General features: G+C 42.0%; 4 protein-coding genes. 3 read left to right on the top strand and 1 reads right to left on the bottom strand.

Features of this window, described 5'->3' with window-relative positions:
- Window positions 1-170 precede the first annotated feature (170 nt).
- The 3 genes from trxA to LC115_06425 all read left to right on the top strand — a co-directional run bounded on the left by trxA (window position 171) and on the right by LC115_06425 (window position 10,238).
- Window positions 171-497: a thioredoxin gene (trxA, locus tag LC115_06435; GenBank protein ID MCZ2356312.1), complete on the top strand. Its 327-nt coding sequence runs from the start codon at window positions 171-173 to the stop codon at window positions 495-497.
- A 443-nt stretch (window positions 498-940) separates the two neighbouring features.
- Window positions 941-1,678 carry a hypothetical protein gene (locus LC115_06430; GenBank protein MCZ2356311.1) on the top strand — a complete coding sequence of 246 codons (738 nt, stop codon included), beginning with the start codon at window positions 941-943 and terminating at the stop codon, window positions 1,676-1,678.
- A gap of 4 nt (window positions 1,679-1,682) precedes the next feature.
- Entirely contained in the window at window positions 1,683-10,238 is an 8,556-nt protein-coding gene (locus LC115_06425; GenBank protein ID MCZ2356310.1) for a PKD domain-containing protein, read from the top strand.
- A gap of 90 nt (window positions 10,239-10,328) precedes the next feature.
- Here the strand turns inward: LC115_06425 and LC115_06420 are convergent.
- Window positions 10,329-10,634: transposase (locus tag LC115_06420; GenBank protein ID MCZ2356309.1), on the bottom strand; the 306-nt coding region annotated here is incomplete at its 5' end.

The raw sequence follows: 10,634 nt of genomic DNA, 5'->3' as shown, positions 1-10,634 counted from the left end.
ATGGCTATTAGCACTGTTTTGAACTTTTGGGTGTCCTATTGATGAAGTCAGGAAATTAGTCTTTATTGCCAAAAACCTCATCATACTTTCTAAACCACAACCAAAGATTTAACCTAAAAAATGAACTTTTTTAGCTCAATATTAGTTGAACTATTACAAGTAATAAAACGATGAGTAAGCACGCAGTGGAAATCACCGATTCAAATTTTAATGAAGTAGTTTTAAAATCAAGTGTACCGGTAATGATTGACTTTTGGGCAGAATGGTGTGGCCCCTGTAAAATGATAAGTCCTATTGTTGAAGACTTAGCCAAACAGTATTCTGGTAAAGCATTGATTGGAAAGGTGGATGTATCTTCCAATGCCGATGTATCTAGTAAATATGAAGTTAAATTTATCCCTACAATTTTATTTATTAAGGATGGTAAAGTGGTGGATAAGCAAGTTGGAGCCGTTTCTAAGGCAGACCTAGTGAAGAAATTAGAAGCTATTTTTTAATAAAGTCCCTTGTTTTCTTATTTCCTTAAATTAATTGTTCCTAAAAAACCACAGAAATGCGGTTTTTTAGGAACGAAATACCGGATTATGGCTCAAAAAACAGAAAGCTATAATTTCGTTGATAGGGTATTGTCGCTACCAAGACATCATCGGTTTCTTGTTTTTTGGGAAAACAGGTAGTCTTCCTAACGAATATTCTATTCCTAACTTGTAATCAATCATTTATAGTTGTTTTCTTAGGTGCTTTTATGCTTCGATAATGAGGGTAGGTAACCGTTATTTTTGCATTAACTGTAGGTTGTAGAGTTACTCCTTACTGCCAATCTTTTTATTATACTTTTTGTAACTACAACCATATTAATCCCAAATTTTACACAAAAGGACAAAAACGTAAGCAGATAAAGAAAATAATACTATTTTTCGCCCTTATTTTAGTAATAAATATGATGTTACGAATATCAAGGGTGTTCATAAAACTACTTTTGTGCTGGCTAATTTGCTCGTATGGGGTGCAGTCTTTTGGGCAAAATATAGACAAATCTTATGAACGGGTCAATTTGATGCACCAATATTGGCAAATGCTCAAACAATCTGGACTTTCCTTAAATGAGGCACAACAGATAGCACCGCATTTACCAATGCCTACAAGTGCAGATGCATCTGAAGCTACTATGCTCCAATACCAAGAACAATGGAAAGGTTGGATGCTCGCATATCCCGAAGAATGGAAATCCCTTGAAACTACAATTGAACAGAAAAATAACTGGAACTTATCTTGGGTATATTTTTTGGCTGAATTACCTGTTCCGCGTTACAAATTATACGACACTTTTTATGATTTAATTTATGAAAGCGGAATTTCCCGTGAACGTGTAACAGCAGTAGCACCACATTTCCCTTTTGCAAATACAGAACCGGATTATTTTAAAAATGACCAAACCAGCGAGACTACAATAAAATCATGGATGAAACATTTTCCCACTGAATTTACAGCCCTGATTAAGACTCCCGAATTCGATAAAGTTTCGGAAGAATCTCTATTGCGTTACGGAATAAAATCCAAAGACATAGACCCCAATTTGATAGCACACGGCCCCCGTGAAACTGCTGTACAAATAGGTGATGACGAAGGTAAAGATGTAGAACCCGGTACCGTTTCCCCTCAACCGTTTAAAAATTAAACAGATGACTCAACGAATATTTAGATTATTCCTGATTATAGGCTGGCTTTATGATCCAGCTTTAGCATTAGCACAAACCCAATATAGCGACGGGCCAATGCGCGTCAGAAGTATGTTAGACTGGTTCTATAAACAATCTAACAGCGACGCACCCCTAAACGGTGAATTTACTTGGATTAACTGGAATAGAGATAACGCAAATTTAGATGGTTGCGACTGGATAGGAGGCCCCGGCTCAGCAGCCGGATGCCAAATTTATACAGGAACATGGCAAGGTAGCGGCGGATCCGGCTGGTATGACTTCGCCGACATAGATATATTTAACTATCTCTACACAACCAATAACGTCCCCAGACTGTTAGAATCCGAAATAGAAAGCTGGGAAGACGATTGCTTCGATTGCTATCGAGGTTGTGGCTTCTTGTGCTATAGATGCGACCAATGCTCAAATGGCCGAGATACGTACAATAGTCCCTGTAATTGCAGCACTAACGTTTTATGTGGCTGCACCGAAGATGATAACTACTGCCCAAGAAGCAGAATTAAAGACGCCAGCAATAGAGAAGTAGAATTTCGTTATTTTCAACCTTCGATAACAGTTATTACTCCGGATTACTTTACCAGTGCTTGTGGAAGCGATAACGCCGGTGCCTCTTTTAAATTTTTATATGAAACGCCTAGACCGGGATACCTAAACAGTACCGGAATTAGCTATTGCGTTTCAGGAATGCCCACTTTAACGTGGGGAATGTACACCGTACCCGGAAATTATGCAAACCGCTGGCAAACAGCAGCCTCCGGCGGTAGCTACATCCTTTGGCTTAATGGATCTGATATTTTAACCACTACTTCAACCAGCTATACTCCGGCTGCTGCATTAGGCCCCGGCACCTATAACTATAGAATTTATGCTACCAATCAAGGAATGCGCAGCCGCGGTTATCAAGAAATTACAGTAGTTGTTTATCCTGCAATAGCAAACAATGCAATTACCTCCGGCCCCCAAACAATTTGTGCAGGCATAAATCCCTCAACCGTTACAGCTACTACCCCAACAGGTGGAACTAATTCATATATTTATGACTGGCAGATTAGCTCTACCGGAATAGGCGGCCCTTATAGTTCATTGGGTATAACCTCTCAAAACCTAAGTTTGGTTGCCGCACAAGTACCTAACTCAACGTCATCTCCCATAACTTACTACGTAAGACGTGTGGTTACCTCTACTCCTTGCGATGGCGCAAATGCTTCTACCAGCGGATCTATCGCAATTACTGTTGAACCCGGCATCAATAACAATACCGCAACAGCTAACCAATCTGTATGTTCAGGTCAAACTCCTAACGTATTAAATGGCTCTGGACCTCCGGTTTTAGCGGGGGGAACAGGCGCATTTTCGTACCAATGGCAAAGTGCTCCCGCATTAGTCGGGCCATTTACCAATATTCCTGCAGCAACGGGAGGAACTAATGAAGATTTAGACTTTAACCTATTGCCTGCTGTAACGGTAACCACATTTTATCGCAGAGTAGTTACCTCCGGCACTTGTGTGAGTGTATCAAATGTTCTACAAATAACGGTGAATCCCGCCCTAACGGGAAATGCGATAACTTCTATTTCTCCGCAAATTGTATGTTCTGGTGTTCCGCCAGATACGATTTTTGCTTCTCCTTTGGGAAGCATCGCCGGCGGTGGTGGCGGCCCTTATACTTTTCAATGGCAACGAAGTACGGATTTAATAACCTGGACAGACATACCTGCAGCTAACGGCGCAAATTTAACTTTCATAAGCGGTTTAGCAACCACGACTTATTATCGCAGAGCAGTAAGTTCAGCCTTATGTACCACTTGGGCAGGGCCTTATGAAGTTCAAGTACAACCTAATGTTTCAAATAATACAATTACAACTTCTGGCCCAATGCTACTATGCAATGGGCAAATACCCGGTTCCATTTCGGCTACTGCTCCGCCATTATTATCCGGCGGTGATGGCTTTAATTACAGCTATCAATGGCAGTCCAGCCCTGACAACGCTACGTGGGTAAATATTACAGGTGCTTTTTCACAAAATTTATTTATTACTACTCCAGCCACTGGCACAACGTTTTATCGCAGAATAGTTACTTCGGGGGTTTGTTCGTCCCCTAGTAATTCTTTTGAGGTAAGTATTTCTGGAGGGCCTTCTCCAACGGTTCAGTTAGCGGCATCTGCGACTATAATTTGCCCGGGAGAGCCGGTTACTTTTGTGGCCTTACCGGGAGGTCCGGGTTCAGGGCAAACCTTTAAGTGGTATATCAATAATGTGCTGACGACCGGCGTTGGACAAACCTTTGTAACCAACCAATTACAAAACAATGATCAAATTCGGGTAGAAATGACCGTTCCATCTCTGTGTGGCGGGGCAGCTTTTGGCTCAAATACGATCACGATGACAGTTCATACTGCGCCAACGGTTACTATTTCTGCACCGGGCGGCGGCCAATGCCCCGGTTCCTTGACCTTTACGGCAACCCCCAATCCGGCTACTAACGTTACTGTCTATTGGTTCAAAAACAGTAATTTCACCGGATTTACAGGAACGTCTTTCACAACAAGTAACATTTTAGACGGTGATTTAATTACTGCTTATGCTGTATCTACAGCCAATTCTTGTACCTCTTCGGTATCTAATATCGTCATTGTGCAGTTTTTACCCACAGCTATTGCAGGTAGTATTTTGGCTTCTCAAAATCCGGTTTGTGCTGGCTCTACTACTTTGCTTACACTGAGTGGTTATTCAGGAGACTCTATTAGGTGGGAGCAATTAGTTGGCTCAAGTTGGGTTACATTTGGTGGAAATACGGATGTAATCACGTCTCCGGTAGTTTCCGCTAATACTTTTATAAGAGCTGTTGTTCGTTATCAAGGTTGCTCACCGGTTACTACACCTGTATTGACCCTAAGTGTTTTACCCGGTTCTATTGCTTCCGTTTCTATTACGGCTTCTAAGAATGTGTTATGCCAAGGCGAGCAGATAATATTTACCGCAAATCCGGTTAATGCTTCCGGCCCTTCCTACACTTGGTACGTCAATAACGTTCCTGTAGCCACAACCGGTAGCCAATATACTACAAGTTTACTCAATAATGGAGATTCTATTCAGGTGGTTATGAGTGTAAGTGGAAGTTGTGCCAGTGGGTCTTTCCCCTCAAATATTATTTCTGTTACGGTGAATCCAACGCCAACGCTTTCGATTTCACAAGTAGTTGGCACAGTATGCGAAGGAAACCCGGTTTCTTTTTATGCAAATGTAACTCCAAGCGGCACTCCGGTACATTGGTACGTGAATGGCCAGCCAACCGGCGTTGTAAGTGATACTTTCAAAACTACCTCTTTAACGAATAACGACATTGTATATGCCTATGCCGTTACAGCAGCAAACTGTTCGAGCCATGTTTCTAACAATGTTTTAGTAGGACTTTCACCTATACCGCAGGTTATTATTACATCTAATATAATAAGAATTTGCCAAGGTGGAGTCGTAAACTTCACGGCTACGCCGGTTAATGCCGGATTGAATCCAACCTATCAGTGGCAGGTTGATTCCGGTTTGGGTTTTGCGGATGTTCCGGGTGCCACAGGTGCTACTTTCTCCTCAAATACATTAACAGACAATAACACTGTTCGGTGTGTCATTACTTCTGCACAAGGCTGTTCGGGCTTAGGATCTATTTCTAACCCTATTTCAATTTCAGTGGGAGCAATTCCTACGGTAACTATTACGGCATCCGATACCGTAATTTGCGCAGGAGAAGCAGTAACATTCTCAGTGCTTTCTACAACAAATGCCGGAATTACGCCAACATATCAATGGATCATAAATGGCCAAAATGTAGCAGCTAACTCTTCCAGCTTTACAACAACTACGCTTCAAAATGGAGATGTAGTTCGGGTTGTAATTAGATCGCAATCAGGCTGTTCCGGTGCTACGTCCTTCTCAAACCCAATAACAATAACTGTTAATCCTCAGCCAACGGTTAGCGTTGCTGCGCCAGGTGGAACAAGCGTTTGCCCGGGAACAGTAGTAAATTTGGTGGCAACACATATTAACGGCGGAGCTAACCCCGGTTACCAATGGAAAGTAAACGGCATTAACGCCGGTACCAATTCCGCTAACTTTTCCTTTATCCCAACCGGTAATGCAGTAGTTACTTGTGAAATAATCTCTACCGCAGGATGCTCTAATGTAAACTCAACATCTCCGGCGATTATTATTCAGGTTTTACCGGCTCCGGTAGTTACTATTTCGGTGAACCAAAATAATGTTTGTGATGGTACACAGCAGACATTTGTAGCTAATGCTACAAATGCCGGCGGAAACCCTGTTTATACATGGTTCATTAACGGACTTGTAACCGGCAGCAACTCTCCGGTTTTCTCCAGCACTTTTCTAAACTTAGATACAGTAACTTGCATTGTATCAACAGCTTCGGGATGTACCAGCGCAGTTTCTAATTCAGTTGTTACTGTTGTAAAGCCGATTCCCACGGTAGCTATCACCGCCAGTGATACGTCTATTTGTGCTGGAGATACGGTTCTATTTACTGCAACTGCCCAGAATGCCGGAATTAACCCAACCTACACTTGGAGACTCAACAACTCAATCGTTGGAACAAGTTCTGCCACATTAGTCAAAACAAATTTACAAGATGGTGATGTTATTACAGCACAAGTTACGTCTGCTGACGGCTGCACCAGTAGTGGTTCTGTAAGCAACAGCATTACTATACGGGTTTCCATAACGCCAACTGTTACTCTTTCCATAACACCAACAGGGGCTGTTTGTTTAGGAGATATGGTGAACTTCTCCGCTAACGGCTCTCCAACTATTGGTTCAAGTTATGAATGGTATCTAAATGGTATTCTTGTAGCTGGAAACAACACACCCTTGTTGTCCACAACTACATTGGCAAATGGTGATAAAGTTAAAGTACGCATAGTTTCAGCAACCGGCTGCTCTAACAACAACTCATTTTCTAATGAAATCACGGCACAGGTTCTTCCGCAGCCTACGGTTAGTATTTCAGCCTTTCCAAATCCCGCCTGCGTAGGACAAACGATTGTTTTTACGCCATTTCCATCAAATGCCGGAGTTAATCCGTTGTATGAATGGTATCGTAACGGTGTTCAGGTTGCTATGGGTTCTAATTTCCAGTCAAATAATCTTGCTAATGGAGATACCATCCAGGCCAGAATTATTTCAACTGCCGGCTGCATCGGTTCAATGAGTAATACTGTTGCTATTTCAATATTACCGACACCAACGGTTATGATTTCTACACCAAATACTACGATTTGCCAAGGAAGCTCCGTAACCTTTACGGCAGTTCCGTCTGGTAATGCCGGTGCAAATCCCTTTTATGTATGGATGGTCAATGGCGTTACCCAACCCGGTTTCAACGGAAGTACTTTTACCACTACAAATTTGGTAAATGGAGCACAGGTTCAAGCAACTGTTACCTCTACAACCGGCTGTTCCGGCTCAAATTCTGCTTCAAATATCATAGTAATGACCATAGAAAATGCTCCTACTGTGGTGGTTACGGCAAACAACACTTCAATTTGCCAGGGTGGGGTGGTTACATTTACAGCTACTCCTAACCAGCCGGTAACGTATCAATGGCGCATCAATGGTGTGAATGTACCCAATGCTTTGGCAAATACATTTACAACATCTGTTTTAAATCATGGAGACGTAGTAACCTGCGTTGTTACATCACTCAATGGCTGCACGAGCCCGCTATCGGTATCCAATCCGGTGGCCATTACTGTTACACCTTTACCCACAGCAGTTATTACGGCATCTGACACTACAATATGCCGAGGCCAAACGGTTATCTTTACGGCTTCAGCCCCGGGTGCTACAGGTTATCAATGGCAGATAAATGCCTTAAACGTAGGAACTAACTCTCCTGTTTATCAATCGAGTACACTCCAAAACGGAGATGTTGTAACAGTGATTGTGTCTGTAAGCGGTTGCTCAAACACCATCATGTCTAATCCGGTTTTGATACAAGTATCAGCAGACCCAGTTGTTTCTGTTACAGCATCTGACACAGTTATTTGTGCAGGAGAAACTGTTTTGTTTGTGCCTACAGTAACGAATGCTGGAACTTCACCTACCTACCAATGGCAAGTGAATGGAATAAATGTACCTGCTCCATTGGGAATAGGCGCAACTTTTAGCAGTTCAAATCTGAATAACGGAGAAACCGTTCGGGTTATTGTAACTTCTACTGATGGCTGTCCGGTTGGAGGCGTTGCTTCTAATGCAGTTATTATGGTCGTTAATCCGATTCCAAGCGTTACAATTGTTCCCAGTGCCACAACTGCTTGTGCAAATAGCCAAATTGTTTTCACAGCTGTTCCCAATAATGCCGGAGCAAATCCTGTTTACCAGTGGTTTGTAAACGGAGTTGTGATTCTTGGTGCAAATTCTAATATATTTACAATTAACACATTGCAAAATGGAGATTCTGTGAAAGCACAAGTTACCTCAACAACGGGGTGTGTTAGTTTGGCTTCTAATAATGTAGTTATGACAGTGTTGGCTTCGCCTACTGCAAGCATTACTGGACCTAATTCTGTGTGCCAAAATGCGGAAGTGCTGTTTTCAAATACAGATACAACTGGATCGGCTTCGGGGGCTACTTACCTTTGGAACTTTGGCACGGGTGCTGTTCCGGGTACTGCCAATTTAGAAAATCCGCCAATAGTGGTTTACACTACCACCGGCTTAAAAACAGTTACTTTAACGAAGTTTTTCCAAAATTGCTCTACATCAGTTACTTGGCTTGTAACAGTATTGCCTAAGCCTACGGCAGACTTTTCTATACCAAGTCCAAACTGTCTTGGAGGTGCGCCTTATAGCTTTACAAATACCGGCACTACCGGCTTTGGAACACAGTTTTTCTGGGACTTTGGCTCATCTGCCCAACCCTCTGCTTCTGTTCAAGAAAATCCAACCAATATTCGCTTTACCACAGGAGGCATTCATGATGTTCAGTTAATTGTTACGCAAAATGGCTGCTCAGATACAGTAATTAAGCAAGTGCTGGTAGATACATTAGCTGGTTTGAACTTAGGCCCTGATACAAGTATATGCATTGCCGAAACGCCCTACCGATTGCAGACAGGAATTTTAAATGCGCTTAGTTATGAATGGTTTAGAAATGGGTCTTTGGTTGGAAATGATTCTGTATTTTTAGCTACACAATCCGGTTTTTATTCTGTGCGTGTGCGCACAGCTACGGGTTGCGAAGGCACGGACGTAATGGAATTGACTGTTGTACCCGGCTTATTGGTTAATCTTGGCCCAGATTTAACTACATGTTATTCCAGTGCGCCGGTTATCTTAGATGCCGGAGTTGGAAATGCAACTTATCAATGGACAAGAAATGGCGTTGTGATTCAGGGAGCAGCCTCACAAACGCTTTCTGTTGATTCCAGCGGTACTTATGGAGTAACAGTTGTGCGTCCTTCCGGCTGCCAAGGCTCAGATGTGATTGTGGTTACGATAACGAATGTACTTTCTGTTGATTTAGGTCCCAATATGCTGCTGTGCAGCGTAGATCCCCGCCCCAAATTAGTTGCAGGGAATATACCCAATGCTACTTACATCTGGACATTTAACGGAACTCCTATCCCAAACACAACCGGCTTATCGGAAATTATAGTTCAAAATGCCGGTTTATACGGAGTTACGGTAGTTTCCGGCAGTTGTATTGCTCAGGATACTGTATTAGTAGATATTCAAAATACAATATCAATAGATTTAGGCCCGGATACAAGTTTTTGCCCCACAAATCCATTGGTGGTCATCACTGCACCCTATATTCCGATGGCAGCTTATACATGGACATTAGACGGAACTCCACTGCAAGTAGCTGGTAATAACGTAATTGATTATCGGGTTGGGGAATACGCCGTAAGTGTAGTAACTCCCGGAGGGTGTACCGCTGCTGACCAAATTGTGGTAACTCAAGTGCCTGCGCCAATAGCAGAGTTTCGTTCACTGCCATTCATACCGGGTATTATATCCGGAAGAAATCCCGAAGTAGTATTTGAAAACCTAAGCCAAAACTACACAGGCGTTCTCTGGGATTTTGGAGACAGTACTACTTCAACCCAAGTAAATCCAACACACCGTTATGCTAAAATCGGAGAATACTTTGTAACATTAACTGTTTTTAACGGCAATTGCTCTGCAACGATAATTCATGGGCCGGCCATAGTAGCAAATGTAGATCAGGTATTTGTGCCAACAGCATTCAGCCCGAACGGAGATAACGTAAACGACATCTTCAGTTTCCCCGTTATTGGCTTAAAATCATATACAATTACGATATTTAACCGTTGGGGGCAAAAAGTCTTTTCGAATGAAACACTAACCGACTTCTGGAAAGGCACAGACATAGGAGGCGGACAAGCACCGGAAGGCGTTTACGTCTATGTAATTCGAGGCTTGCGAGACAATGACGAACCTTTTGAACAAAAAGGATCCGTTACATTGATTCGATAAGTAACTCAAAAACACAATCTTACAGCATATTTCAAATTTCTTTGAAATATGCTGTTTCTTTTGAATACCAAGTAATACGATAATGATATTTTAATTAGACCAAAATGTATCTATATTCATATATTTGAATGTGCATATAGACATTACCATTTGAGGGCTTAGGTTCTTTATTGCTTGGTCAAAGAATGTGCTGATTTGTTCTAAATTTTCGAAATGTTTATTGGTAAACTTTCTTTTGATATGTTGCCATATCTTTTCAGCAGGGTTTAACTCTGGGCTGTAAGGAGGTAGAAATAATAGGAAGATATTTTTTGGAATGATTAGTTTTTTTGCCTTGTGGAATGCACCATTATCCAAAACCATTATTTTGTATTCTTCAGGCTCTTGCAATGAAAA

It is taken from the genome of Bacteroidia bacterium (assembly GCA_026932145.1).
Classification (GTDB): domain Bacteria; phylum Bacteroidota; class Bacteroidia; order J057; family JAIXKT01; genus JAIXKT01.
The sequence above is the reverse complement of the archived record's forward strand: the minus strand, read 5'-3'. Positions and strand labels throughout refer to the sequence as shown.

What these genes read in the sequence shown, in the direction of transcription:
- trxA (MCZ2356312.1), top strand. Translation starts at nt 171, where the DNA reads ATGAGTAAGCACGCAGTGGAAATCACCGATTCAAATTTTAATGAAGTA.
- LC115_06430 (MCZ2356311.1), top strand. Translation starts at nt 941, where the DNA reads ATGATGTTACGAATATCAAGGGTGTTCATAAAACTACTTTTGTGCTGG.
- LC115_06425 (MCZ2356310.1), top strand. Translation starts at nt 1,683, where the DNA reads ATGACTCAACGAATATTTAGATTATTCCTGATTATAGGCTGGCTTTAT.